At 53.4% G+C, this 24594-nt stretch carries 27 protein-coding genes and 1 riboswitch; of the genes, 22 read left to right on the top strand and 5 right to left on the bottom strand.

What is annotated here, in order from left to right; genetic code table 11:
• Positions 1-157: 157 nt before the first annotated feature.
• The 4 genes from WG891_RS07955 (at position 158) to WG891_RS07940 (ending at position 3367) form a co-directional block, all read left to right on the top strand.
• The gene (locus WG891_RS07955; protein ID WP_076940793.1) at positions 158-1054 is read left to right on the top strand and encodes an amino acid ABC transporter substrate-binding protein; all 897 of its coding nucleotides are present in this window, start codon (positions 158-160) and stop codon (positions 1052-1054) included.
• Positions 1055-1227: 173 nt separating this feature from the next.
• The gene (locus WG891_RS07950; RefSeq protein WP_076940791.1) at positions 1228-1968 is read left to right on the top strand and encodes an amino acid ABC transporter permease; all 741 of its coding nucleotides are present in this window, start codon (positions 1228-1230) and stop codon (positions 1966-1968) included.
• Positions 1968-2642, top strand: a complete 675-nt coding sequence (gene gltK / locus WG891_RS07945) for a glutamate/aspartate ABC transporter permease GltK (RefSeq protein WP_076940789.1) — start codon at positions 1968-1970, stop codon at positions 2640-2642. Before WG891_RS07950 ends, gltK begins: the two co-directional genes overlap by 1 nt.
• Positions 2642-3367 (top strand): amino acid ABC transporter ATP-binding protein, encoded by a 726-nt coding sequence (locus tag WG891_RS07940; protein WP_076940787.1) that lies wholly within the window; start codon positions 2642-2644, stop codon positions 3365-3367. Before gltK ends, WG891_RS07940 begins: the two co-directional genes overlap by 1 nt.
• Positions 3368-3423: 56 nt before the next feature.
• Here the strand turns inward: WG891_RS07940 and WG891_RS07935 are convergent, their stop codons facing one another.
• Positions 3424-3906: a zinc ribbon-containing protein gene (locus WG891_RS07935; protein ID WP_076940785.1), complete on the bottom strand. Its 483-nt coding sequence runs from the start codon at positions 3904-3906 to the stop codon at positions 3424-3426.
• 252 nt (positions 3907-4158) lie between these two features.
• Here WG891_RS07935 and leuS point away from each other — a divergent pair, with 252 nt between their 5' ends.
• From leuS to lipA, 13 genes are all read left to right on the top strand, one after another.
• The gene (gene leuS, locus WG891_RS07930; protein WP_337262042.1) at positions 4159-6741 is read left to right on the top strand and encodes a leucine--tRNA ligase; all 2583 of its coding nucleotides are present in this window, start codon (positions 4159-4161) and stop codon (positions 6739-6741) included.
• Between the two features lie 14 nt (positions 6742-6755).
• Positions 6756-7316: an LPS assembly lipoprotein LptE gene (lptE, locus tag WG891_RS07925; protein WP_337262041.1), complete on the top strand. Its 561-nt coding sequence runs from the start codon at positions 6756-6758 to the stop codon at positions 7314-7316.
• Entirely contained in the window at positions 7313-8347 is a 1035-nt protein-coding gene (gene holA / locus WG891_RS07920) for a DNA polymerase III subunit delta (RefSeq protein WP_337262040.1), read from the top strand. Before lptE ends, holA begins: the two co-directional genes overlap by 4 nt.
• On the top strand, positions 8337-8999 hold the full coding sequence (gene nadD / locus WG891_RS07915; RefSeq protein ID WP_337262039.1) for a nicotinate-nucleotide adenylyltransferase: 663 nt from the start codon (positions 8337-8339) through the stop codon (positions 8997-8999). The genes holA and nadD overlap by 11 nt, the downstream gene beginning before the upstream one ends.
• Before the next feature lie 160 nt (positions 9000-9159).
• Complete coding sequence (gene rsfS, locus WG891_RS07910) at positions 9160-9477, top strand: ribosome silencing factor (protein WP_076941232.1); 318 nt, start codon at positions 9160-9162, stop codon at positions 9475-9477.
• Positions 9478-9480: 3 nt separating this feature from the next.
• Positions 9481-9951 (top strand): 23S rRNA (pseudouridine(1915)-N(3))-methyltransferase RlmH, encoded by a 471-nt coding sequence (gene rlmH / locus WG891_RS07905; protein WP_004949595.1) that lies wholly within the window; start codon positions 9481-9483, stop codon positions 9949-9951.
• A 38-nt stretch (positions 9952-9989) separates the two neighbouring features.
• Complete coding sequence (gene mrdA, locus WG891_RS07900) at positions 9990-11885, top strand: peptidoglycan DD-transpeptidase MrdA (RefSeq protein ID WP_337262038.1); 1896 nt, start codon at positions 9990-9992, stop codon at positions 11883-11885.
• Between the two features lie 8 nt (positions 11886-11893).
• Positions 11894-13006 carry a peptidoglycan glycosyltransferase MrdB gene (mrdB, locus tag WG891_RS07895; protein ID WP_337262037.1) on the top strand — a complete coding sequence of 371 codons (1113 nt, stop codon included), beginning with the start codon at positions 11894-11896 and terminating at the stop codon, positions 13004-13006.
• Positions 13007-13016: 10 nt separating this feature from the next.
• Complete coding sequence (gene rlpA, locus WG891_RS07890) at positions 13017-14087, top strand: endolytic peptidoglycan transglycosylase RlpA (RefSeq protein ID WP_337262036.1); 1071 nt, start codon at positions 13017-13019, stop codon at positions 14085-14087.
• A 180-nt stretch (positions 14088-14267) separates the two neighbouring features.
• On the top strand, positions 14268-15479 hold the full coding sequence (gene dacA, locus WG891_RS07885) for a D-alanyl-D-alanine carboxypeptidase DacA (protein WP_076940767.1): 1212 nt from the start codon (positions 14268-14270) through the stop codon (positions 15477-15479).
• A 104-nt stretch (positions 15480-15583) separates the two neighbouring features.
• Positions 15584-15850, top strand: coding sequence for a DUF493 family protein YbeD (gene ybeD / locus WG891_RS07880; protein ID WP_024911480.1), 267 nt, complete (start codon positions 15584-15586; stop codon positions 15848-15850).
• Between the two features lie 120 nt (positions 15851-15970).
• Positions 15971-16639, top strand: coding sequence for a lipoyl(octanoyl) transferase LipB (gene lipB / locus WG891_RS07875; protein WP_337262035.1), 669 nt, complete (start codon positions 15971-15973; stop codon positions 16637-16639).
• Positions 16632-17597: a lipoyl synthase gene (gene lipA, locus WG891_RS07870; protein WP_076940763.1), complete on the top strand. Its 966-nt coding sequence runs from the start codon at positions 16632-16634 to the stop codon at positions 17595-17597. Before lipB ends, lipA begins: the two co-directional genes overlap by 8 nt.
• A 95-nt stretch (positions 17598-17692) precedes the next feature.
• On the opposite strand, the gene tatA is transcribed toward lipA, so the two are convergent.
• The gene (gene tatA, locus WG891_RS07865) at positions 17693-17899 is read right to left on the bottom strand and encodes a Sec-independent protein translocase subunit TatA (protein WP_337262034.1); all 207 of its coding nucleotides are present in this window, start codon (positions 17897-17899) and stop codon (positions 17693-17695) included.
• A gap of 217 nt (positions 17900-18116) precedes the next feature.
• Between tatA and WG891_RS07860 the strand changes: the two genes are divergently transcribed.
• Complete coding sequence (locus WG891_RS07860) at positions 18117-19193, top strand: diguanylate cyclase (protein WP_337262033.1); 1077 nt, start codon at positions 18117-18119, stop codon at positions 19191-19193.
• On the opposite strand, the gene WG891_RS07855 is transcribed toward WG891_RS07860, so the two are convergent.
• Complete coding sequence (locus tag WG891_RS07855) at positions 19184-19615, bottom strand: GNAT family N-acetyltransferase (RefSeq protein ID WP_337262032.1); 432 nt, start codon at positions 19613-19615, stop codon at positions 19184-19186. The two genes, WG891_RS07860 and WG891_RS07855, sit on opposite strands and share 10 nt — an antisense overlap.
• Positions 19616-19699: 84 nt before the next feature.
• Positions 19700-19762: riboswitch (Fluoride riboswitch) on the top strand.
• Positions 19763-19836: 74 nt separating this feature from the next.
• On the opposite strand from WG891_RS07855, the gene crcB reads away from it, so the two are divergent.
• Positions 19837-20220 (top strand): fluoride efflux transporter CrcB, encoded by a 384-nt coding sequence (gene crcB / locus WG891_RS07850; RefSeq protein WP_337262031.1) that lies wholly within the window; start codon positions 19837-19839, stop codon positions 20218-20220.
• A gap of 46 nt (positions 20221-20266) precedes the next feature.
• On the opposite strand, the gene cspE is transcribed toward crcB, so the two are convergent.
• A complete protein-coding gene (gene cspE / locus WG891_RS07845) occupies positions 20267-20476 on the bottom strand; it encodes a transcription antiterminator/RNA stability regulator CspE (protein ID WP_002210315.1) in 210 nt (69 codons plus the stop codon).
• Between the two features lie 283 nt (positions 20477-20759).
• On the opposite strand from cspE, the gene WG891_RS07840 reads away from it, so the two are divergent.
• Both WG891_RS07840 and WG891_RS07835 read left to right on the top strand, forming a co-directional pair.
• Entirely contained in the window at positions 20760-21239 is a 480-nt protein-coding gene (locus WG891_RS07840) for a cold-shock protein (RefSeq protein ID WP_337262150.1), read from the top strand.
• 76 nt (positions 21240-21315) lie between these two features.
• Positions 21316-21477, top strand: coding sequence for a YnfU family zinc-binding protein (locus WG891_RS07835; protein ID WP_167370511.1), 162 nt, complete (start codon positions 21316-21318; stop codon positions 21475-21477).
• A gap of 3 nt (positions 21478-21480) precedes the next feature.
• Here WG891_RS07835 and WG891_RS07830 read toward each other — a convergent pair whose 3' ends face one another.
• On the bottom strand, positions 21481-22929 hold the full coding sequence (locus WG891_RS07830) for a GGDEF domain-containing protein (protein WP_337262030.1): 1449 nt from the start codon (positions 22927-22929) through the stop codon (positions 21481-21483).
• A 1285-nt stretch (positions 22930-24214) separates the two neighbouring features.
• On the opposite strand from WG891_RS07830, the gene WG891_RS07820 reads away from it, so the two are divergent.
• Positions 24215-24421, top strand: coding sequence for a hypothetical protein (locus tag WG891_RS07820; RefSeq protein WP_076940750.1), 207 nt, complete (start codon positions 24215-24217; stop codon positions 24419-24421).
• Positions 24422-24594: the final 173 nt, after the last annotated feature.

Genomic DNA, 24594 nt, shown 5'->3' with positions numbered 1-24594 from the left:
GTCGCAAAAAATGAAACAAATTAGTTTCATACTGTTCACAATCGGCTATTTTCTATCGGCAATCCGTCTAAGAGTCTCTATAACACAAGTCGGTAATAGCCGTTTTCACCCGATGCTCGCTAAGCTCGGGCAATCACAACATCAGAGGAGTTGGACCATGCAAATGCGTAAATTGGCGTTATCGCTACTGCTTATCGGTATGTCTTGTAGCGTAGCCCATGCGGAAGAACTGACCGGTACGCTGAAGAAAATCAAAGACAACGGTGTGATTGTTGTCGGCCACCGTGAATCCTCAGTGCCATTCTCCTATTACGACAACCAGCAAAAAGTGGTGGGCTATTCCCAGGATTATTCCAACCAGATCGTTGAAGCCGTTAAGAAAAAATTGGATGCGCCAAATCTGCAGGTGAAAATGCTGCCGATTACCTCGCAAAACCGCATTCCACTGCTGCAGAACGGCACCTTCGATTTTGAGTGTGGTTCCACCACCAACAACCTTGAGCGCCAACAGCAGGCTGCGTTCTCGAATACCATCTTCGTCGTCGGTACCCGCCTGCTGGCGAAGAAAGGCTCCGATATCAAAGATTTCAAAGATCTGGCAGGTAAACCGGTTGTGGTAACTTCAGGCACCACCTCTGAAGTGCTGCTTAACAAACTGAACGACAAAGATCAGATGAAGATGCGCATCATCAGCGCCAAAGACCATGGTGACTCCTTCCGTACCCTGGAAAGCGGCCGTGCCGTGGCCTTTATGATGGATGATGCGCTGCTGGCGGGCGAGCGGGCGAAAGCCAAGAAACCCGATCAGTGGGAAATCGTCGGCACTCCGCAATCCAAAGAGGCCTATGGCTGCATGATGCGTAAAGACGATGCCCAATTCAAAAAACTGGTTGACGATACCATCGCTCAAGCGCAGACCTCTGGTGAAGCCGTCAAATGGTTTGATGTCTGGTTCAAGCAACCGATCCCACCAAAAAATCTCAACATGAACTTCGAACTGTCTGACGACATGAAGCAATTGTTCAAAGAACCTAACGACAAAGCACTGAACTAATAAAAGATAAAGCCGGAACAACCGGTTTTGTTGATGGCTGATTATGGGCAACAGGTATGCGGGGGGCCGTTCCCCTCCCGCATCCCCCCTTCAACCAGTGCATTGCGTGCGCTGCCGCTGCTGAATCGTCATCAAGCTTTAAGGTGCTCTGCACCTGCTTAACGGAGTTTGTTATGTCAATAGATTGGAACTGGGGTATCTTCCTGCAGCAGGCCCCGTTTGGGAATACCACTTACCTTGGCTGGATTTGGTCCGGCTTTCAGGTCACGGTCGCCCTCTCCGTCTGTGCATGGGTGATCGCTTTCTTTGTCGGTTCACTGTTCGGCATCTTGCGGACCGTGCCAAACCGTTTTCTCTCAACGCTGGGAACTTGCTACGTCGAGCTGTTCCGTAACGTGCCGCTGATCGTACAGTTCTTCACCTGGTATCTGGTGATGCCGGAACTGCTGCCTGCCGATCTTGGCATGTGGTTTAAAACCGAACTGGACCCTAACATTCAGTTCTTCGTCTCTTCCATGCTGTGCCTTGGGCTGTTCACCGCGGCCCGCGTCTGCGAACAGGTGCGCGCCGGGATCCAATCCCTGCCACGCGGCCAACGCGCCGCCGGGCTAGCCATGGGCCTGACGTTGCCACAAACCTATCGTTACGTACTGTTACCGAATGCCTATCGGGTGATTGTGCCACCGATGACTTCGGAGATGCTCAACCTGGTGAAAAACTCCGCCATCGCCTCTACCATCGGCCTGGTGGATATGGCCGCCCAGGCCGGTAAACTGCTCGATTACTCCGCGCATGCTTATGAATCCTTTACTGCCATCACCCTCGCGTATATCGGTATTAACGCCGTAATTATGCTGCTGATGCGTATCGTCGAGAAGAAAGTGCAGTTACCCGGCAATATGGGGAGTAAATAATGTACGAATTTGATTGGGGATCCATTGTCCCGAGCTTCCCGTATCTGCTGCAAGGGTTAATGGTTACGCTGAAGATTACCCTGACGGCCATCGTCTTTGGCATCATCTGGGGAACTATTCTGGCGGTCATGCGCCTGTCACCGATCAAGCCAATCAGTTGGTTTGCGGCGCTGTATGTCAACCTGTTCCGCTCCGTTCCGCTGGTGATGGTGCTTCTGTGGTTCTATCTGGTGGTACCAAGCCTGTTGCAACAGGTGCTGGGGCTGTCACCGAAAACCGATATTCGTCTGATCTCGGCCATGGTGGCCTTCTCCCTGTTTGAGGCCGCCTATTACTCGGAGATTATCCGCGCCGGTATTGAGAGCGTGTCACGCGGCCAATCTTCTGCAGCGCTAGCGCTGGGGATGACGAACTGGCAGTCCATGCGGCTGGTGATCCTGCCGCAGGCGTTCCGCGCCATGGTGCCGCTGCTGTTGACCCAGGGGATCGTTTTGTTCCAGGATACCTCGCTGGTTTACGTGCTGAGCCTGGCAGATTTCTTCCGTACTGCCTCCACCATCGGCGAGCGCGACGGCACGCAGGTTGAAATGATCCTGTTTGCGGGTCTTGTCTATTTTGTTATCAGTATCGCCGCATCGGCGCTGGTAAGCTATTTGAAGAAAAGGACTGTTTGATGATATCCCTGAAAAATGTTTCTAAGTGGTACGGTCACTTTCAGGTTCTGACCGATTGCAGCACTGAAGTCAAAAAAGGCGAAGTGGTGGTGGTCTGCGGTCCTTCAGGCTCAGGCAAGTCTACCCTGATTAAAACGGTCAACGGGCTGGAACCCATCCAGAAAGGCGATATTCTGGTGAACGGCACGCAGGTTAACAACAAGAGTACCAATCTGGCGCAACTACGTTCTAAAGTCGGCATGGTGTTCCAGCATTTTGAGCTGTTCCCGCACCTGTCGATCATTGAAAACCTGACGTTAGCACAGATCAAAGTGCTCAAACGCGACAAGGAAGCCTCACGCGAGAAAGGGTTGAAATTGCTTGAGCGCGTCGGCCTTTCCGCACATGCCAACAAGTTCCCCGGCCAGTTGTCCGGCGGCCAGCAGCAGCGTGTCGCGATCGCCCGTGCGTTATGTATGGATCCGATCGCCATGCTGTTCGATGAACCCACTTCCGCTCTCGACCCGGAAATGATCAACGAAGTGCTGGACGTTATGGTGAAACTGGCACAAGAAGGGATGACTATGATGGTGGTGACACACGAAATGGGCTTTGCCCGTAAGGTGGCTCACCGGGTGATCTTTATGGATGAAGGGAAAATCGTTGAAGATCGTAATAAAGACGATTTCTTCAACAATCCACAGTCCGATCGCGCCAAAGACTTTCTGGCCAAAATTCTTCACTAAGGCTTCTGATGCGCCCCGCTATGGGGCGCATCCATCATGCTGACAGGTTGCCGATCTTAAGGCTCAAACGGCCGGCGCTGGAACTGATCGTGGCCGCATTTCGGGCACAGCGGCAGCACTTCTGGCGTATAGAATGCCAGATGGTGGTGGCATTGCTCACACACCAGATTCCCCAACCCTACCACTTCGCCACTGTGATACACGCCGTGGTGGCTGACGTCTTTGAAAACCTCACGCCATTCCAACTGGGTTTTGTCGGTGATATCCGCCAGCTCCTGCCACAGGCTTTCTTTAATCACCCGCATAAATACGCTGTCGGTGAGATCATCCTGGCTCTCTTTATAGCTACGGGCAAACTCTTCCAGATCGCGGCGCACGGCTTGAGTAACCTGTTCCACCTCGGTACGAGTTAACTCCCCCACTTCGTCCAAACGTTTCTCGGCGCTGGCAACCAGCTCGTCGATATCACGCTCCCCGTTCTTCAAACGTTCCGTCAGAGATGCCACCAATTCGCGGTAATACTGAGCAACCTTGTTCATACTTTCTCCTCGATGAACTGCCGTGACCGGACTTATCCTTTCATTTTAGCCTTAAAACCCTGATGACACTCGATGAGTGTGGAAGATTGACCGGCGGTGGATCACATCATGGCGATGTTTTTTTTAAATACGCCGCGTCGGGGCGCTTGGTGTTGTTGCCGGGAGGTCTTATCAGCTATGCTATGCGGATCTAAGTACTCAACAGAATGCTACGGATGTAGCTGTTTCACACCTACAGGACCACCGGCCGCCATGCAAGAGCAATACCGCCCCGAAGAGATAGAATCGAACGTACAGCTTCACTGGCAAGAGAAGCAAACTTTCAAGGTTACCGAAGATGCGAGCAAGGAAAAGTATTACTGCCTTTCCATGCTGCCATATCCTTCTGGTCGCCTACACATGGGCCATGTTCGTAACTACACCATTGGCGACGTGATCTCCCGCTACCAACGCATGTTGGGCAAAAACGTGCTGCAGCCGATCGGTTGGGACGCGTTCGGCCTGCCGGCAGAAGGCGCGGCGGTGAAAAACAACACCGCACCGGCACCGTGGACCTACGACAACATCGAATATATGAAGAACCAGCTGAAATTGCTGGGCTTCGGCTATGACTGGGATCGCGAGATCGCCACCTGCAAACCAGACTACTACCGCTGGGAACAATGGTTCTTCACCAAGCTTTACGAAAAAGGCCTGGTTTACAAGAAGACCTCTGCGGTGAACTGGTGCCCACACGATCTGACCGTGCTGGCCAACGAACAGGTGATCGACGGCTGCTGCTGGCGCTGCGATACCAAAGTTGAACGCAAAGAGATCCCACAGTGGTTTATTAAAATCACCGCTTACGCCGATCAGTTGCTGAACGATCTGGATACGCTTGAAAGCTGGCCAGAGCAGGTGAAAACCATGCAGCGTAACTGGATTGGCCGTTCCGAAGGCGTAGAGATCACCTTCAGCGTGGCCAACAGCGACGAGCAAGTCACCGTCTACACCACCCGCCCAGATACCTTTATGGGTGCCACCTATGTGGCGGTGGCGGCCGGTCACCCGTTGGCGCAGCTCGGTGCCGTGAATAACCCGGCGCTGGTCGAATTTATCGACGAATGCCGTAATACCAAGGTTGCCGAAGCGGACATGGCCACCATGGAGAAGAAAGGCATGGCCACCGGCCTGTTTGCCATTCACCCACTGAGCGGTGAAAAGCTGCCGATCTGGGTTGCCAACTTCGTACTGATGGAATATGGCACCGGTGCCGTAATGGCAGTGCCTGCTCACGATCAGCGTGACTGGGAATTCGCCACCAAGTATGGCCTGCAGATCAAGCCGGTAATCCTGAATCTGGATGGCAGCCAGCCAGACATCAGCGTTGAAGCCATGACCGAGAAAGGCGTGCTGTTCAACTCTGGCGAATTCGACGGCCTGGAGCACGACGCGGGCTTCAATGCCATTGCGGATAAACTGGTTGCCCTGGGCGTCGGCCAACGCAAAGTCAACTACCGCCTGCGCGACTGGGGGGTTTCCCGCCAGCGTTACTGGGGCGCACCGATCCCGATGGTGACGCTGGAAGACGGCACCGTGATGCCAACGCCAGAAGATCAACTGCCGGTGATCCTGCCAGAAGATGTGGTGATGGACGGCATCACCAGCCCGATCAAAGCCGATCCTGAGTGGGCTAAAACCACCGTTAACGGCCAGCCAGCGCTGCGCGAGACCGACACCTTCGATACCTTTATGGAGTCGTCCTGGTACTACGCGCGCTATACCTGCCCGCAGTACGATCAAGGCATGCTGGATCCGGCTGCGGCCAACTACTGGCTGCCGGTCGATCAGTACATCGGCGGGATCGAACACGCGATCATGCACCTGATGTATTTCCGCTTCTTCCACAAGTTGATGCGTGATGCTGGCCTGGTGAATTCGGATGAACCCGCCAAACGCCTGCTGTGCCAAGGCATGGTCTTGGCAGATGCCTTCTACTACACCGGCAGCAACGGCGAGCGAATCTGGGTTTCTCCGGCGGATGCCATCGTTGAGCGCGACGAGAAAGGCCGCATCGTCAAAGCCACCGATCCTGATGGCCATGAACTGGTCTATGCAGGCATGAGCAAAATGTCGAAGTCGAAGAACAACGGCATCGACCCACAGTTGATGGTGGAAAAATACGGCGCGGATACCGTTCGTCTGTTCATGATGTTTGCCTCACCGGCAGAAATGACGCTGGAATGGCAGGAGTCCGGGGTTGAAGGAGCGAACCGCTTCCTGAAACGTGTCTGGAAACTGGCTTACGATCACGTAGAAAAAGGTGCCGTTCAGCCGCTGAACGTGGCTGAGCTGAATGCAGATCAAAAAGCGCTGCGCCGCGACGTGCACAAAACTATCGCCAAAGTGACCGACGATATCGGCCGGCGTCAAACCTTCAACACCGCGATCGCCGCCGTGATGGAGCTGATGAACAAACTGGGCCGTGCGCCACAGGAAACCGATCAGGATCGCGCTCTGCTGCAGGAGGCCTTGCTGGCGGTGGTTCGCATGCTGTATCCATTCACTCCGCACGTCTGTTTCACTCTGTGGCAGGCGCTGAACGGCGAAGGCGACGTGGATACCGCCGCCTGGCCAGTGGCCGATGAGGCTGCCATGGTGGAAGACTCCAAGCTGGTGGTAGTCCAGGTCAACGGTAAAGTTCGCGCTAAAATCACCGTGGCCGCCGATGCAACCGAAGAGCAAGTGCGTGAACGTGCCGCTGAAGAACATCTGGTGGCCAAATATCTGGAAGGGGTCACGGTACGTAAAGTGGTCTATGTTCCGGGCAAATTGCTTAACCTGGTTGTGGGTTAACACAAGGAGGCATTGTGCGACATCGTATTCTGACGTTGTTGCTGGGGTTGGCGGTGCTGGTCACCGCCGGCTGCGGTTTTCACCTGCGCGGCACCGCGCTGGTTCCCACTGAAATGCATACGCTGATCTTGGACAGCTACGATCCCTTTGGCCCGCTGACGCGTGCCGTGCGCGCTCAGTTACGCATCAACGGCGTGACCATTGTGAGCGATGCAAAGCGTAAGGATGTGCCGTCTCTGCGCATCGTAAACTCGACCCTAAGCCAGGATACTGTGTCGATCTTCCAGGATGGTAAAACGGCAGAGAACCAGATGGTGATGACCGTGCAGGCACAGGTCTTGATCCCAGGCCATGATATCTACCCGTTGGACGTCAAAGTGTTTCGTGCGTTCTTTGATAACCCGTTGACCGCACTGGCTAAAGATGCCGAACAAGAAATCATCCTGCAGGAAATGCGCCAGCAGGCTGCGCAGCAGATTGTGCGTAAGCTGATGGCAGTGCAGGCTGCAGAAAATAGTCTTCAACAGAAAGCCGCTGCCGCCGATGAAAAAGCGGCCAGTCAAGCTGCACAATGATTCGTCTCTATCCAGAACAACTTGCCGCGCAGCTCCGTGAGGGGCTGCGCGCTTGTTATTTATTGAGTGGCAACGAACCGCTGCTGCTGCAGGAAAGCCAGGATCTGATCCGTCATGCAGCCCAGCAACAACAGTTTACCGAGCATTACAGTATTTCCCTTGATGTTCATACCGACTGGGAGGCTATTTTCAGTATCTGCCAGGCAATGAGCCTGTTTGCCAGCCGGCAAACCCTGTTACTGACTTTCCCGGAAAATGGCCCAACCGCCCCAATTGCTGAACAGCTGGTCAAGCTGGCTGGTTTGCTGCATGAAGACATCCTGTTGGTATTGCGCGGCCCGCGCCTGACTAAAGCGCAGGAAAACAGCGCCTGGTTTAAAGCGCTCAGCCCAAACGGCGTTTTGATCAGTTGCCAGACACCGGAGCAGGCGCAACTGCCGCGCTGGGTGGCACAGCGAGCAAAATCCATGCAACTGGAACTTGACGACGCCGCCAATCAATTGCTGTGTTACTGCTATGAGGGCAACCTGCTAGCGCTGTCGCAGACGCTGGAACGGCTCTCCTTGTTGCACCCTGATGGCAAGCTGCCACTACCACGCGTTGAGCAGGCGGTTAACGACGCCGCGCATTTCAGCCCTTTTCACTGGCTGGACGCCCTGCTGGCAGGCAAAAGCAAGCGCGCCTGGCATATTCTGCAACAGTTGCAGCAGGAAGATGTCGAGCCGGTCATTCTGTTGCGCACTCTGCAACGCGAACTGTTGATGCTGCTGACCCTGCAGCGCCGTATGGCCAGCACCCCGCTGCGTACCCTGTTCGACCAGCACAAGGTTTGGCAGAATCGCCGCAGCCTGATTACTCAGGCATTGCAGCGGCTGTCGGGCCAACAGTTGCAACAGGCCGTTCGTCTGCTGGCACAAATTGAAGTTACCCTGAAGCAAGATTACGGCCAGTCAGTCTGGCCAGAGCTGGAAACCCTGTCGATGCTGATTTGCGGCAAACCGCTTACCACGAGTTTCTCTGATGGCCACTAAACCGGAACATGCCAACACGCTACATGCCCTTTTTGGCGGCACCTTTGACCCGATTCACTACGGCCATCTGCGCCCGGTTGAAGCTTTGGCTCGCGAAGTTGGCCTGAGTCAGATCACACTGTTGCCCAATCATGTACCGCCGCACCGGCCACAGCCGGAAGCCACCCCGCAGCAACGGTTGAAAATGATTGAGTTGGCGATTATCGACAACCCCCTGTTTGCGGTGGACGATCGTGAACTGCATCGCACCACTCCGTCCTACACCATTGAGACGTTGGAAACGATTCGTCAACAGCGTGGCACAGCCTTACCTCTGGCGTTTATCATTGGGCAGGACTCCCTGCTGACGCTGCACAAATGGCACCGCTGGCAGGCGTTGCTGGAGGTCTGCCACCTGCTGGTGCTGGCGCGCCCCGGTTATCACGATCGCATGGATACCCCGGAGTTGCAGCAATGGCTGGAACAGCACCGCGTTAGCGATGCCCGCCTGCTCAGCCAGCAACCGCAGGGTTATGTCTACCTGGCTGATACTCCGTTGCTGGAGATCTCGGCGACCGAGATACGTCAGCGCCGCCACCAGGGCATCAGTTGCGATGATTTATTACCGCGCGCCGTGCAACGCTATATCGAGTTACAGGGTTTATACAGATAGTGCTATACTGCGCCGCTCTTTTTAAGGTATCCACTGAAAACCCCGGAAACCTGGGCTGACCGGGCAATGACCCAAGGTCACAGAGCAGGATCCTACCGATATCATCATTATTCAGGCCACATACGTGTCTGATAAACAGAACATACCCGAGGGGGAACCTTTGCAAGGTAAAGCGCTCCAAGACTTCGTCATCGATAAAATTGATGACATGAAAGGCCAAGATATTATCGCTCTGGATGTACAGGGCAAATCCAGCATCACCGATTGCATGATCATCTGCACCGGCACCTCGACCCGTCACGTGATGTCGATTGCCGAACGCGTGATCGATGAAGCACGCGCCGTCGGTATGGAACTGTACGGCATGAAAGGCCAGGCAGTTTCCGACTGGGTAGTCGTGGATCTGGGTGAAGTAATTGTGCACGTGATGCAGGAAGAAAGCCGTCAGCTGTACGAATTGGAAAAACTCTGGAGTTAAGCGGTGAAACTGCAATTGGTTGCAGTCGGCACGAAAATGCCAGACTGGGTGCAGACCGGCTTTATGGATTACCTGCATCGCTTTCCGAAAGATATGCCGTTTGAACTGACCGAAATCCCGGCGGGCAAGCGTGGCAAAAATGCGGATATCAAACGCATTCTGGAAAAAGAAGGCGAGCAGATGCTGGCGGCGGTGGGCAAAGGCAACCGCATTGTCACGTTGGATATCCCTGGCACGCCGTGGGAGACGCCCCAGTTGGCACAACAGCTTGAGCGCTGGAAGCAGGATGGGCGTAACGTCAGCCTGCTGATCGGTGGCCCGGAAGGGCTGGCGCCGGCCTGTAAAGCCGCCGCAGAGCAGAGCTGGTCGCTCTCTCCGCTGACGTTACCACATCCTTTGGTGCGTGTTTTAGTGGCCGAAAGCCTCTATCGCGCCTGGAGTATTACCACAAATCATCCTTACCACCGGGAATGACCGGTGGTGACAGTAACAGAGTGAAATAAAGTAACGGGATGAACATAGATCGTAACCCTTTTCGCGACTATACGGCAGAATCTGCCCTGTTTGTACGCCGCGCCCTGGTGGCGTTTTTGGTTATTCTGGTGCTGACCGGCATCCTGATTGCCAATCTGTATAATCTGCAAATCGTTCGCTTTGAGGATTACCGTACCCGTTCCAACGAAAACCGCATCAAGCTGGTGCCAATCCCCCCCAGCCGCGGCATTATTTACGATCGTAACGGCACGCCGCTGGCGCTGAATCGCACCATCTACCAACTGGAACTGATGCCGGAAAAAGTCGACGATCTCAGTGCCACGCTGCAGGCACTGCGCCCGATCGTCGATCTGAGCGACGACGACATCGCCAATTTTGAGAAAGAACGCAAGCGCTCACGCCGTTTTGTCTCGATCCCGGTTAAGACCGCACTGACCGAAGTTCAGGTTGCGCGCTTTGCCGTCAACCAATTCCGTTTTCCCGGCGTGGAAGTGAAAGGCTACCAGCGCCGTTACTACCCTTATGGTTCTGCCCTCACCCACGTGATCGGCTATGTGTCGAAGATTAACGATCGCGACGTTGAACGCCTGGATAAAGATGGCAAGCTCGCCAACTATGCCGCCACCCACGATATCGGCAAACTGGGCATTGAACGTTTTTACGAAGATACCCTGCACGGCAAAACCGGTTATGAAGAGGTGGAAGTCAACAACCGTGGCCGGGTGATCCGCCAGTTGCATGAGCAGCCGCCTTCCGCTGGCAAAGACGTTTATCTGACACTCGATCTCAACCTGCAACGCTATATCGAGCAACTGCTGGTGGGCAGCCGAGCCGCCGTAGTGGTCAGCGATCCGCGCACCGGCGGCATTCTGGCGATGGTTTCGAACCCCAGTTACGATCCGAACCTGTTCGTTGACGGCATCTCCAGCAAGGATTATCAGGGGCTGCTCAACGATCCGAACCGCCCGCTGATCAACCGTGCCACGCAAGGGGTTTACCCCCCAGCCTCCACGGTGAAGCCCTATATCGCCGTATCGGCCCTCAGCGCCGGGGTGATCACCCGCAATACCGTGGTGTTCGATCCCGGCTGGTGGCAACTGCCCGGCTCTGAAAAGCGCTTTCGCGACTGGAAAAAGTGGGGCCACGGCCGCCTGAACGTCACCAAAGCCCTGGAAGAGTCTGCGGATACCTTCTTCTATCAGGTTGCCTATGATATGGGCATCGATCGTCTGTCGAGCTGGCTGAGCAAGTTCGGCTACGGTGACTATACCGGTATTGACCTGTCTGAAGAGCGTTCCGGCCTGATGCCGACGCGCGATTGGAAACTCAAGCGCTTCAAAAAACCCTGGTATCAGGGTGACACCATTCCGGTAGGGATCGGCCAGGGTTACTGGACCGCTACGCCGATCCAGATGTCCAAGGCTCTGAATACGCTGATCAACGACGGAGATGTCAAAATCCCGCACCTGCTGCAAAGCACCCGCATCAACGGGGTGCTGGTGCCGTTCCGTCAGGAAGAACACAAGCAGATCGGTGATATTCATTCAGGCTTCTGGGAAATTGCTAAAGACGGCATGTACGGCGTTGCCAACCGGCCCAACGGCACGGCACGCAAGTTCTTTGAGGGCACCCCCTACAAGGCCGCGGCAAAATCGGGAACCGCACAGGTGTTCGGTTATGAAACCTATAACGCCCACAAACTCGCAGAACACCTACGTGACCATAAACTGATGACCGCTTTCGCGCCGTACGACAACCCAACGGTCTCAGTAGCCATCATCCTGGAGAACGGCGGTTCAGGCCCGGCGGTAGGGACCATCACCCGCCAGATCCTCGACCATATCCTGTTGGGCGACAACAATACGCAATTACCCGACGCAGTCCCACTGCCGCCGGGTATAGAAGGTGATTAAGGTAGAACATGACTGAAAGCCAACAAAAGGGGTCCATCTGGACCAAGCTTCATATCGACCCGACTTTCCTGTTATTTATTCTGGCTCTGCTGGTCTATAGCGCATTCGTGATGTGGAGTGCCAGCGGTCAGGATATCGGCATGATGGAACGCAAAATCGGCCAGATCCTGATGGGGCTGATCGTGATGGGCGTGATGGCGCAGATCCCACCACGGGTGTATGAAAGCTGGGCGCCCTACCTGTATATTTTCTGCGTTATCCTGCTGATTCTGGTCGACGCCTTCGGGCAGATCAGCAAAGGGGCACAACGCTGGCTGGATCTGGGCTTTGTGCGTTTTCAGCCGTCGGAAATCGCCAAAATCGCCGTACCGCTGATGGTGGCACGCTTTATGAACCGCGACGTATGCCCACCCTCGCTGAAAAATACCGGCATCGCGCTGGTCCTGATCTTCCTGCCGACGCTGCTGGTGGCGGCCCAGCCCGATCTCGGTACCTCGATTCTGATCGCCGCCTCCGGCCTGTTTGTTCTGTTCCTATCCGGGATGAGCTGGAAGCTGATTGCCTTTGCTGCCGTACTGGTGGCTGCCTTTATTCCGGTGCTGTGGTTCTTCCTGATGCATGATTATCAACGGGACCGCGTCATGATGCTGCTCGATCCGGAAAGCGATCCTTTAGGGGCCGGTTACCATATTATTCAGTCAAAAATCGCCATCGGCTCCGGCGGCCTGTCGGGTAAAGGCTGGCTGCAAGGAACGCAGTCACAGCTGGAGTTCCTGCCCGAGCGCCACACCGACTTCATCTTTGCGGTGCTGGCGGAAGAACTTGGCCTGATCGGCGTTCTGGTGCTGCTGGTGCTCTATCTGCTGGTGATCACCCGCGGGTTGATGATCGCCGCACGGGCGCAGACCACCTTTGGCCGTGTGATGGTGGGTGGGCTGATGCTGATCCTGTTCGTTTATGTATTTGTTAACATTGGCATGGTCAGTGGCATTTTGCCGGTAGTTGGCGTACCTTTGCCTCTGGTCAGCTATGGCGGATCGGCATTGATTGTACTGATGGCTGGTTTCGGCATCGTGATGTCGATCCACACGCATCGCAAAATGCTGTCTAAAAATCTATAAGAGGTGAGTAATGCGTAAGGAATGGCTTTGGGTCGGTGCAGTTGCTGTTGCGGTATTACTTTCAGCCTGTACCACTACCACGGAAGAAACACCGGCTCCACAGCAGCAGCCCTACAACGGGCCCGTCACTGAAATTGGCGGTGTGGAGCCTCGGTATGAGCCCTATAACCCAACTACCATGCAGGATTATAAGGTCAATGGCGATACCTATCGCATTGTGAAAGATCCGCAAAACTTTTCGCAGACGGGTCTGGCCGCCTGGTATGGCGAAGAAGCCAACGGCAATACCACGGCCATTGGTGAGCGGTTTGATCCCAATGCCCTGACCGCCGCGCACCCTACTCTGCCAATCCCAAGCTACGTGCGCGTGACCAACCTGGCCAATGGCCGCCAGTTGGTGGTGCGCGTCAACGATCGCGGCCCTTATACGCAAGGCCGGATTATCGATCTGTCAAAAGCGGTGGCCGATCGCCTCAACCTGACGAGCAATACCAAGGTGAAAGTGGACTTTATCAGCGTAGCCCCTGATGGCTCGCTGAGCGGCCCAGGTTCCATCGGCACCGTGGTTGCCAAACAGAGTTATGCCTTGCCACAGCGCCCAGACCTCAGTTCAAGCAGCATGGGAACCCCCGTACAGCAAGAGCCGCCGGTTGACCATGGTGCTGCCGTGCGCCCAATTGATAACAGTAGCCTGAACAACAGCGACAGCGGTGATGCCCCAATGCGCAGTGGCGGGTTCCTGGGAGCGCCAAGCGCCTTACCGGCTGGCGTACTGGAAGGCTCGGAACCACAACCGGCCGTTACAGCCCCTGCCGTCACCGCGCCGGCTGTTGCCAGCACGGCAGCCAGCGCAGGCGGTAGCGTCGTGGTCCAGGTGGGTGCCTTGAGCAACGCCGAACGTGCACAAAGCTGGCAGCAACAACTGAGCCAGCAGTTTGGCGTTCCCGGTAAAGTCTCTGCCAATGGCAACGTCTACCGTGTTCAGCTAGGTCCGTTCAATAATCGTCAACAGGCGGCGCAACTGCAGCAGCGCCTGGCCAGTGAAGCACAGCAACAATCTTTTATCACTGCTGCACCCTAAAGCGTGACGCTCGGTAGGCGATTACGGCTGATAGCCCATTTTTTAGCTGAAACATTTTCTTTCAGGTAAATATAGGTAAACCACTATCAGTCGGGTGAATGCCTAATGCCTGCCGGGATCCCATCTGTTATAGTGTGGCTCGTTTTTTAACTTAATCTCACGGATGTTGTCGTTCCGATCATGAAACATGTAACTTCTTTTCGCTTAATCAAGAGCCTAACGCTCGGCACCGTCATCGCGATAAGCGCAGCGTCAGTTGCCCATGCAGACGACGTTAATATCAAAACCATGATCCCGGGTGTCCCGCAAATTGATGCACAAGCGTACATCCTGATTGATTACAACTCCGGTAAAGTGTTGGCAGAGTCGAATGCCGACGCGCGTCGCGATCCCGCCAGCCTGACCAAAATGATGACCAGCTATGTCATTGGCCAGGCGCTGAAATCCGGCAAGATTGGCCAGGATGATATGGTCACCATCGGCCAGGATGCCTGGGCCACCGGTAACCCGGTGTTTAAAGGCTCCTCGCTGATGTTCCTGAAGCCCGGCGATCGGGTGCCGGTTTCCAAACTGACGCGCGGCATCAACCTGCAATCCGGTAACGATGCCTGTGTCGCCATGGCCGACTACGTTGCTGGCAGCCAGGATGCGTTCGTCAACCTGATGAACACCTATGTCAAGCAGCTTGGCCTGCAGAATACCCACTTCCAGACCGTACATGGCCTGGATGCAGAAGGCCAGTTCAGCTCTGCGCGTGATATGGCGCTGATCGGCCAGGCGCTGATCCGTGACGTCCCTGACGAATACGCCATCTATAAAGAAAAAGAGTTTACCTTCAACAACATTCGCCAGATGAACCGTAACGGTTTGCTGTGGGATACCAGCCTGAACGTTGATGGGATCAAAACCGGCCACACCGAGGCCGCCGGTTACAACCTGGTGGCATCGGCGACCGAAGGCCAGATGCGCCTGATCTCCGCCGTACTGGGTGGCCGCACCTTCAAAGGGCGTGAAACCGAAAGTAAAAAATTGCTGACCTGGGGCTTCCGTTTCTTTGAAACCGTCGCACCGCTGAAAGCAGGTAAGGAATTTGCCTCAGAGCCGGTCTGGTTTGGCGATGCCGACCGCGTAGAACTGGGCGTGGATAAAGACGCTTTCCTGACCATCCCGCGTGGCCGGATGAAAGATCTAAAAGCCAGCTATGTGCTGAACACGCCGGAAATCCACGCGCCGCTGGCAAAAAATCAGGTGGTCGGCACCATCAACTTCCAGTTGGATGGCAAGACTATCGATCAACGCCCGCTGGTGGTATTGAACGAAGTGAAAGAAGGCGGCATCTTCAGCCGTCTGGTAGATTACATCAAGCTGATGTTCCACCACTGGTTTGGCTAAGGCTTGAAACGGGGAATTTTGGCCCCATATCCTACTTAGCAATCACTCCCGCTCCGGCGGGAGTTATACTTTATAGACAAGCTTTACCCACGGAGCGCATTCACATGCAAAAAACTAAACTGAACGAACTGCTCGAATTCCCTTGTTCCTTTACCTACAAAGTAATGGGCCTGGCACAACCCGAGTTGGTAGACCAGGTGGTTGAAGTGGTGCAGCGCCATGCTCCAGGGGATTACAACCCGCAGGTTAAACCGAGCAGCAAAGGCAATTACCACTCCGTTTCCATCACCATCACCGCGACCCATATCGACCAGGTGGAAACACTCTATGAAGAGTTAGGCAACATTGAGATTGTCCGCATGGTGCTGTAATTCCAGCCTATAACCCCCACCGGCATCGCCCGTTCGGGCTGTGCCTGGGTGCTGGGGATAAATGCTGGTCGTGAGCCAGAGCGCTCGGTATAATGGTTTTCTCACTTCTGTAACCTGACGATGACTCGTTTGCAACATAATAAGATCATTTTGCGTCACCTGGGGTTGCAGCCCTATGCGCCTGTATCCCAAGCCATGCATCACTTCACCGACAGCCGCACCGAATCCACGCCCGATGAGCTGTGGCTGGTGCAGCATCAGCCGGTGTTTACTCAGGGGCAGGCCGGCAAAGCGGAACACGTTCTGATGCCAGGGGATATCCCGGTGGTGCAGAGCGATCGCGGCGGCCAAGTGACCTACCATGGCCCCGGTCAGCAGGTGCTGTATGTGCTGGTGGATCTCAAACGCAACAAAGTTGGCGTACGCCAACTGGTCACCGCACTGGAAGAGACGGTGATCAACACCCTCGCCCATTTCAACATCACATCACGCGCGCGCCCGGATGCACCCGGCGTTTACGTGGGCGAACAGAAGATTTGTTCACTGGGCTTGCGCATCCGCAAAGGCAGTTCCTTTCATGGCCTGGCCCTGAATGTCGCGATGGATCTGGCCCCGTTTTTGCGCATCAACCCCTGTGGTTACGCCGGCATGCAGATGACACAAGTCAGCGCGCTGGTGCCTGGCGTCAGCATAGAAGACGTTCATCCAATCCTGGTACAGGAATTTGTTCATTTACTCGGCTACCAGACGGTCGAGCTACGTAACTGGAACCTGCACGATTATGAGTAAACCGATTCAGATGGAACGCGGCGTCAAATACCGCGATGCAGACAAAATGGCGTTGATCCCGGTTAAGACGGTGGTCACCGAACGGCAGGAGCTGTTACGCAAACCCGAGTGGATGAAGATCAAACTCCCTGCCGACTCTACGCGTATTCAGGGCATCAAAGCCGCGATGCGCAAGAATGGTCTGCATTCGGTGTGCGAAGAGGCTTCATGCCCGAACCTGTCCGAATGCTTCAACCATGGGACAGCAACCTTCATGATCCTGGGTGCCATCTGCACCCGCCGCTGCCCATTCTGCGACGTAGCCCATGGCCGCCCGGTTGCCCCGGATGCCAATGAGCCGGAAAAACTGGCGCAGACCATTGCCGATATGGCGCTGCGTTACGTGGTCATTACCTCGGTTGATCGCGACGATCTGCGTGATGGCGGTGCACAGCATTTTGCCGACTGTATCGCCGCAATCCGCGCTAAAAGCCCCAATATCAAGATCGAAACGCTGGTGCCCGATTTCCGTGGCCGCATGGACCGCGCCCTGGAGATCCTCACGGCTACCCCACCTGACGTGTTCAACCACAACCTGGAAAACGTGCCGCGTATTTATCGCCAGGTGCGCCCAGGTGCTAACTATGAGTGGTCACTGAAGCTGCTGGAGCGTTTTAAAGAAGCGCATCCGGATATCCCAACCAAGTCGGGCCTGATGGTCGGCCTGGGTGAAACCAATGCGGAAATCGTAGAGGTGATGCGCGATCTGCGCCGCCATGGCGTTACCATGCTGACTCTGGGTCAGTATCTGCAGCCAAGCCGCCACCATCTGCCTGTGCAGCGCTATGTCAGCCCGGCAGAGTTTGACGAAATGAAAGAAGAAGCCATGGCGATGGGCTTCACCCATGCCGCCTGCGGCCCGTTTGTTCGCTCCTCCTACCATGCCGATCTGCAGGCGAAAGGGTTGGAAGTGAAATAAGCACGGTAATTTTTTGTTACGCTTCGGCGCGCAAAAACACCAAAAAGCGGATGTCCTCACGGCATCCGTTTTTTATTGCTCAACAGCACGCAAAATTACACGTCTTTCTTCTCGACGCTCTGCTGTGTAGCCTGATTCTCTGCGGTATTTTGCGCGGGTGGAGCATCTTCCCCTACGGCTTTTTTGAAACCTTTCAGTGCCGCCCCTAAATCTGCCCCGAGGGTGCGCAGTTTGCTGGTGCCAAACAGCAATACGATCAACACCGCAATCACCAGAAGTTTGGTAATACTGATACCTTCCATATTCACCTTCTTTTTCATTATGGCTGCAAGATGCAGCGGGGGAACAAACCTTGCCTATCAATATTTAGCTACTTTCCAGCATTTGGAACAACAACAACATGTAACAGAGTGAGATCTGGCAGAGATGATCTATGCTTACAGTATGGGGCATGTTTCTCTATTTAGCGTTTCTCAAGTGCATGATACGCTGCATCATTAACTACAGGGGAGGCGTTGGATGCCAATCGCTCCATTAATCGCTACAACAACGGCGACGACACGACGATCGGGGCTCGGTTTTGCCAAACGCACTTACCTGCCACGTATCGTCGGCCTGGGGATTGGTTCGCTTTGCGTGCTTGCCGCCATCTACCCTTTACATCCGCCGTTTGCCGTATGGCTACTGCTGGCATTTAATGGTTTTATCTGGCCCCATATTGCTTATCAGTGGTCCATCCGTTCTGATAAACCCTTTGCTACCGAGATCCGCAATCTGCTGATAGATGCCTTGATGGGCGGTGCCTGGGTGGCTGCCATGGGTTTTAATGCCCTGCCCACGGTGGTGATCCTCTCTATGATGGGTATGAACAATATTGCTTCCGGTGGACTTTCGCTATTTTTTAAAGGGCTGACAGCGCAGATTATCGGTGCCGTGCTGACCAGTGCCGTGCTTGGTTTTCCTTTTTATCCGCAAACCACGCCACTGCAGTTGTATCTTTGCTTACCCATGATCTTTATCTACCCGACATTTCTTGGGTTTGTCACCTACCATACCGCCAAACACTTGGCAGAAAAAAAGCGCGAACTGTTGCGTATCAGTATGCGAGATGGTTTAACGGGCCTCTATAACCGTCGCCATTGGGAACATCTGTTGCACAACGAGTTTGACGGTTGCCAGCGTTATGGCCGCAAAGCCACGCTGATCCTGATGGATATTGATCACTTCAAGACGATTAATGATACCTTCGGCCATGCACTGGGGGATGAGGCGTTGATCGTTCTTGCGGAAGAGTTGCTGCTGGGATTACGTGTGGTAGATATCGTAGGCCGCTACGGTGGGGATGAATTTGGTGCTGTGTTGCCGAATACTAGCGCCGAGCAAGCCAGCCAGGCGCTGAAACGCATTCAGGAAAGTTTAAATGCAATCGTTTTCCGTGAAGCGCCCGAGCTCAGGTTGCACATCAGCGCCGGTATCGCTGAATACCAGCCAGGGATGCGCGGTTACCAAGATTGGCTGAAAGCGGCGGATGGTGCGTTATATCGAGCGAAAAATAATGGCCGCAACCGCCAGGAATTGGCTGTTCCTCAGTCCTGATGCAAAGGCTTCATGAAATATTTCGGCACCTCCCTGAATCCTTCTCGTTGGTAGAACGCATGCGCACGTTCGCGTCGGCTGTGGCAATGCACTTCGATGCGATCACAACCACGCTGTCTTGCCAATCGCTCTCCGACAGCAAGCAAGCGTTGCCCGATACCACCGCTACGCCCTTGGCTATCAACACAGAAATAGCTGATACGGCAAAAATCTCCAGCCAACGCCAACTGCGGGATAAAGTGCAATGAAAGAATCCCAAGCACTTTCCCCTGCTCGCTCGCTACCAACAAATTCTCATCCTCATGTATCAGTAGCTGTGCCAACCGTTTATCGATAAAAGCCTCGGTATTGGGGTAATCCAAAGCCGTCAAAAGTGCCGTAATACCATCACGATCGGCCATACAAGCTTTACGAATCTCCATTCTTTCACTCCTCTTTGTGGCCTAATACTACAAAATAGGTGCCGCAGCATGTAAAATCCATCTGGCCTGGTAAAAATACCCGTGCCGACAGACGGAGATGACATTCCTCCATAACCGCCCTCACCGGCTGATGATGTCTACGTAACCTCTCAGAGGGGAACGTAGTGTCATGCCCGAACCTTTCTGAGTTTCCTCAATTTTTTGTGAACAGGTTTTCGATCATGTTGAGTTCTTTACTGGCTGTGTTTATTGGCGGTGGCTTAGGCAGCGTGTTGCGCTGGATGGTAAGTATGAAGATGAATCCACTGCATCAGCATATCCCCTTAGGTACGCTGAGTGTGAATCTGGTTGGCGGGTTCATTATCGGCTTGGCCCTCGCACTGTTTACGCGAATGACGCACCTGGATGCGACCTGGAAACTGCTGATCACCACCGGCTTTTGTGGCGGGTTGACCACGTTTTCCACGTTTTCTGTCGAGGTTGTTTATCTGTTACAGGATGGCCGTCTGGTGTGGGCCATCGTCAATACGTTGCTCAATCTGGCGGGATCGCTGACCATGACGCTGCTGGCGTTTATGTTGGTCAGTTGGCTGAGCGGGCAATAAAAAACCCGCTCATGGAGCGGGTTTTAAGAATTTCGGCTACTGTAGCTTAGATAGCGATAACGTTAGCAGCAGATGGCCCTTTGGCACCGTTCGTGATTTCAAATTCTACACGCTGGCCTTCAGCAAGAGTTTTGAAACCATTGCTAGCGATGGCAGAGAAATGAACGAAAACGTCCTTGCTACCATCTTCCGGAGTAATGAAACCGAAACCTTTGGATTCATTAAACCACTTAACGCTACCTTTAATCTTAGACATCAAACTTACCTTTAACGTGAATGTAAGACACAAAGTGTGTGTCAAATACAGTACAGCAATTAGAGGGGATTTTGTCCACAACCGAGATCACATAAAATCGATAAAAAGTGAAAAAGACCGCAACCGGCACAGTAAACTGATTGTTACAGTCAGTAAACGTTAGCAACGCAGCCCGAACCTCTGAGGATCCTGCTACTTTCACCGCAGAACACCGCCCCTCTGTCACAGCAAGGCATTCCACGCTATCATAAACACTGTGACGAACGATTTTACGAGAATAATGATGAACGGCAAGATAACGACTTTTTTTGCAGACAAAGGCTTCGGTTTTATCACCGACGAGAACGGGGAAAATCGTTATTTTCACGTGATTAAAGTGCAGAACCCGGAGCTGATCAAAAAAAATGCGCTGGTGACCTTTGAACCCACCAACAATACCAAAGGGCCATCTGCCTATGCGGTAAAAGTACAAGCGCCCAGCAAATATATCACCATAGCTAATGAAAGGATCAAAATCTCCAGCATCAAATCCTTCCATACCTTTACTAAAGACGTGCCGGTAAAAGCCGATGTCGATAAAGAAAATACCGTGCTTTCAGTAGGTTTACTGATGAACCGCATCCGCCCGCAGGTGGCTGAAACACCACAAGCGCTGGAAACCCTGCGCATGTTGTCCATTACGACGTTCCAGAATGTGACTAATACCTTTTCAGAGCACGAAATTGATATTGATGAAACGCTGAAGGCGCTAAAGACGTTGTAACCCGGCAGGAAAACAATCAAAGCAATTTAATGTCACCTGTGTTAGCGTGAGTTTTCATCTGACACAGGTACACACCATGTCTGAATCCATTAGCGTCAAAGGTTTTAACAACCGCAAAACCCAAATCGCCTGCCCTAAATGCAGCTATGTCACCGAGCAGCAGTGTTCTAAATTACGCAAGAACATCACCCTGATCTGCCCAAACTGCGGCACTCAGTTTACGCCGAAACAGGGTTGAAGGTTATTTGAACATGTCATGACGCACGCTATGAGTACTGATGGTGTTGAACGATTCGACGCGGTTGTGGCCCTGAGACTTGGCGCGATAAAGCGCTGTATCCGCCATATTCATCAGTTGCTCGAGGGATTTTTCCTCATTCATCGCCAAGCTGGCGACACCGACACTGATGGTGATCCGCAGCGGGGTTTTGCCAGCCGGATTCATATCCGCACTTTCCACCCGCTTGCGCAGATATTCCCCCAGTGCCACGGCCTGCGTAGCCAACGCACGCGGCATCATGATGGCAAACTCCTCACCACCGAGCCGGCCAAATAGCTGATCGTGGCGCAGTTCACGCCGCAGAATATGAGAAAAGGTTGCCAACACCCGATCGCCGATCGCATGATCGTACATATCGTTAATCAGTTTGAAGTGATCGATATCGATCAACAGCAGTGACACCGCCTCTTTGGTTTGGTGCTTATATTCCAGCAATTCTCGCGCCTTACGTATAAATGCACTGCGCCCCAATGCCCCGGTAAGAAAATCATGATTAGCACTGTGCTCCAGTTGGCGCAGCAGTTTGCGATTCACAACGAGTGAGCTGGCCAGGATTAACGGCCCCATCACCAACATGGCAATCCCCAAACGGGCTGACATCAGCGTATCCAGCACGGCGGCGTTAGGTCCCGGTGTTTGATACAGCATAATATTGCTGGAAACGCTGATAATCTCGGTTACCCCAGTCAGCAACGTCAGCAAGGTGACGCTGAACAACTGGTAACGCACGGCGCACCACAGCAATGCGGGGATCGGGAACGCTATCGCTCCCGGCCCACCGATATACAGGCTGAACACCAGCGAACACAGCAGGGCCAAGAACGGCATACTGCTACGCCATTGCCAGTCAATTTGGATGCGCAACAGTTGTTTCAAACGCGGAGCGGCCAGAATTACAGGCAAGATCAGGAGGTTAGTTGAAAATTGCTCGCTGAACCACGCCCCCCAGGCCGCGGGGACCGAGTTGAAGTACAAGGCGTCATGACGCAGCACCGACAGCGTCGCAGAGATCGCCGCCCCCAGCAGGCAGGCGGTAAACATATATAGAATCGCCTGTGGTTTTCCCAGCCGCCGCTGGGCTTTTGGCAGCAGCAGCATCACCACATAGCCAGCCGCGATCAGCGCCATATTGCTGGCATTAAGCCAAAGGGCGAGCGACCAACCTTCACCGGTAGTCAGATCGGCCGCAACCATACCAACGTAAATAGCCATCCAGCCCACAAAAGTGGCATAAGCGGGTTTACGCAGCAGCAAACCGAGTAGAATGGCGTTCACCGGCCAAAACAGCGATAGTGCCCCCAAAGGACGGGTAAAAATCCCCATCAGAGAAAGCAGGAAGGCCAGCAAGAAAAGGGTTATCGACAGAACTGTGGCAGGCAGACGTTGCTTCGAATGTGACCCAGCGTTCATAACCTGATCCACAACGTTAAAATAACCATAAATACTTTATGCATACTCTCTTTCCCGGCAAAGTGAGAATGAAAAAAACTTCTCCCCTCTAAAAAAACCAAATGAATCAATCAAGAAACTGTACAACTCCTTATTGAACGGAATCAGCTTAATTCACTTTTTCGGGAATTGGAGGTTCGCGTTTACAGAAATTAATCCTTAATAACAAACGGCTAATCAAAGCATAGCTTAAAACGTTACCCTTTGAAAAAGACCCTGAACTGAAAAGAATATAACTCATCTTCTGAACGTCTTCTTTATCATGGCTTATTTTCCTGCAAGTCTCGCCAAAGCGCAACGAAAAAAGCCCGGCTAGGGACCAGGCACAATGATACGAAATGCAGTGTTAGCCCAAGCAGGCTAATAACGTTTCTTAGCATAGTGCTCAATTGTGCAAAAAAGTGAATTACGCTGAAGCCCCAGGCACCACGCCGTAGCCGTGCGCTGGTCTGCCATACGCAGCTTATGCCATCTGCCGATAAGTTCCTCAACCCAGCACGCCATCGTATCGATAGATAAAAAAATCCCGCACGAGGCGGGATAAACGTCAATAAGGGGATGGTCATACGCTACAGATAAAGAAATAACACAACATCATCGGGTAGGTTCTACACTACCAGCCAAAATGTATAGAACTGTCATGTAAACGTAAGTGTGATGTGACAGATGTAACTTCTGATCAAGCCATCAGTCAGTTGCAACCTGCTAATAAATAGGCTTTTGGATTTTCACACAGGGGGATTTAATGAGCATAATGAAATAAAAACCATACTATTATTCATGTTTTTAGTGGCCGACGGTAGGTAGCGATGGGAAGAAACCACCAGCCCAACACAATAAACATTAATTTCCATCCCGCCCAGCCGCTTGTTCATTCTATTTTTTAATATGGTGCTATATTTTTATGCACAATATCGATTCCATCAAGATTACAGCAAACTGCAGGTCACCGAATCACCCAGCGGACACAAAGTGCTGCGGTGGATCGCACCGTGCTTTAAAGAGGCAAATTACCGGGGTATCTATTTGCGCCATTAACCTGCTCCCCCGCAGCAAAAGCTAATGCACGTGTCATCCAGGCTCACGCGTGCTGATGGCCAAAATGGGGAACCCGTCCCCCTTCTGCCTTCTCCCCCAGGCCCCCTCGGATCAAAATATTCAGGAAATACCTTGAAAAATCCGGGTATAACTTCAATATACAGCATGTTGTCCGCCATTTCGGTAGGTCTAGCAAAGGGAAACGAATATGTTAGAGAATTATTTTGGCTCCGGGCTCGCACCGACAGAAGAGCAAAAGCGCAGATTACTGGCCGTGCAGGCGGCATTGGAGCTTTTGAAGGCAACGCTGTCTGACACCAATGATGGCAACGGTGTTGAATACCAATTAAGGACGGCAGAGAAATACGTTGGCTCTCTCGCTGATGCCATTCAGGCTGCCGTAGAGAAAAAGTAACTCCACCACAAGGCTGAACCTGCCCCTGCACAATATTGCACGCTGAGATTGTGTGGGGGTTTCTTTTTGCCCTTAGCACATCGGACAGAGTAGCTGGTTTGCCTAACCTAAGGCCTCCAGGGGCATCCCTAATGCCAGCTAGCGACGCCGATCGGGAGGGAATGAGAGATGAC

The organism is Serratia sp. MMO-28, assembly GCF_037199905.1.
Classification (GTDB): domain Bacteria; phylum Pseudomonadota; class Gammaproteobacteria; order Enterobacterales; family Enterobacteriaceae; genus Chania; species Chania oryzae.
The sequence above is the reverse complement of the archived record's forward strand: the minus strand, read 5'-3'. Positions and strand labels throughout refer to the sequence as shown.

Bases quoted from the DNA above. Each gene is read 5' to 3' on its own strand.
- WG891_RS07860 (WP_337262033.1), top strand. From the start codon at position 18,117: ATGCCAATCGCTCCATTAATCGCTACAACAACGGCGACGACACGACGA.
- ybeD (WP_024911480.1), top strand. From the start codon at position 15,584: ATGCAAAAAACTAAACTGAACGAACTGCTCGAATTCCCTTGTTCCTTT.
- rlpA (WP_337262036.1), top strand. From the start codon at position 13,017: ATGCGTAAGGAATGGCTTTGGGTCGGTGCAGTTGCTGTTGCGGTATTA.
- crcB (WP_337262031.1), top strand. From the start codon at position 19,837: ATGTTGAGTTCTTTACTGGCTGTGTTTATTGGCGGTGGCTTAGGCAGC.
- gltK (WP_076940789.1), top strand. From the start codon at position 1,968: ATGTACGAATTTGATTGGGGATCCATTGTCCCGAGCTTCCCGTATCTG.
- holA (WP_337262040.1), top strand. From the start codon at position 7,313: ATGATTCGTCTCTATCCAGAACAACTTGCCGCGCAGCTCCGTGAGGGG.
- WG891_RS07830 (WP_337262030.1), bottom strand. From the start codon at position 22,929: ATGAACGCTGGGTCACATTCGAAGCAACGTCTGCCTGCCACAGTTCTG.
- WG891_RS07820 (WP_076940750.1), top strand. From the start codon at position 24,215: ATGTTAGAGAATTATTTTGGCTCCGGGCTCGCACCGACAGAAGAGCAA.
- lipA (WP_076940763.1), top strand. From the start codon at position 16,632: ATGAGTAAACCGATTCAGATGGAACGCGGCGTCAAATACCGCGATGCA.
- WG891_RS07940 (WP_076940787.1), top strand. From the start codon at position 2,642: ATGATATCCCTGAAAAATGTTTCTAAGTGGTACGGTCACTTTCAGGTT.
- nadD (WP_337262039.1), top strand. From the start codon at position 8,337: ATGGCCACTAAACCGGAACATGCCAACACGCTACATGCCCTTTTTGGC.
- WG891_RS07835 (WP_167370511.1), top strand. From the start codon at position 21,316: ATGTCTGAATCCATTAGCGTCAAAGGTTTTAACAACCGCAAAACCCAA.
- WG891_RS07950 (WP_076940791.1), top strand. From the start codon at position 1,228: ATGTCAATAGATTGGAACTGGGGTATCTTCCTGCAGCAGGCCCCGTTT.
- tatA (WP_337262034.1), bottom strand. From the start codon at position 17,899: ATGGAAGGTATCAGTATTACCAAACTTCTGGTGATTGCGGTGTTGATC.
- cspE (WP_002210315.1), bottom strand. From the start codon at position 20,476: ATGTCTAAGATTAAAGGTAGCGTTAAGTGGTTTAATGAATCCAAAGGT.
- dacA (WP_076940767.1), top strand. From the start codon at position 14,268: ATGAAACATGTAACTTCTTTTCGCTTAATCAAGAGCCTAACGCTCGGC.
- WG891_RS07935 (WP_076940785.1), bottom strand. From the start codon at position 3,906: ATGAACAAGGTTGCTCAGTATTACCGCGAATTGGTGGCATCTCTGACG.
- WG891_RS07840 (WP_337262150.1), top strand. From the start codon at position 20,760: ATGAACGGCAAGATAACGACTTTTTTTGCAGACAAAGGCTTCGGTTTT.
- WG891_RS07855 (WP_337262032.1), bottom strand. From the start codon at position 19,615: ATGGAGATTCGTAAAGCTTGTATGGCCGATCGTGATGGTATTACGGCA.
- WG891_RS07955 (WP_076940793.1), top strand. From the start codon at position 158: ATGCAAATGCGTAAATTGGCGTTATCGCTACTGCTTATCGGTATGTCT.
- mrdB (WP_337262037.1), top strand. From the start codon at position 11,894: ATGACTGAAAGCCAACAAAAGGGGTCCATCTGGACCAAGCTTCATATC.
- lipB (WP_337262035.1), top strand. From the start codon at position 15,971: ATGACTCGTTTGCAACATAATAAGATCATTTTGCGTCACCTGGGGTTG.
- leuS (WP_337262042.1), top strand. From the start codon at position 4,159: ATGCAAGAGCAATACCGCCCCGAAGAGATAGAATCGAACGTACAGCTT.
- mrdA (WP_337262038.1), top strand. From the start codon at position 9,990: ATGAACATAGATCGTAACCCTTTTCGCGACTATACGGCAGAATCTGCC.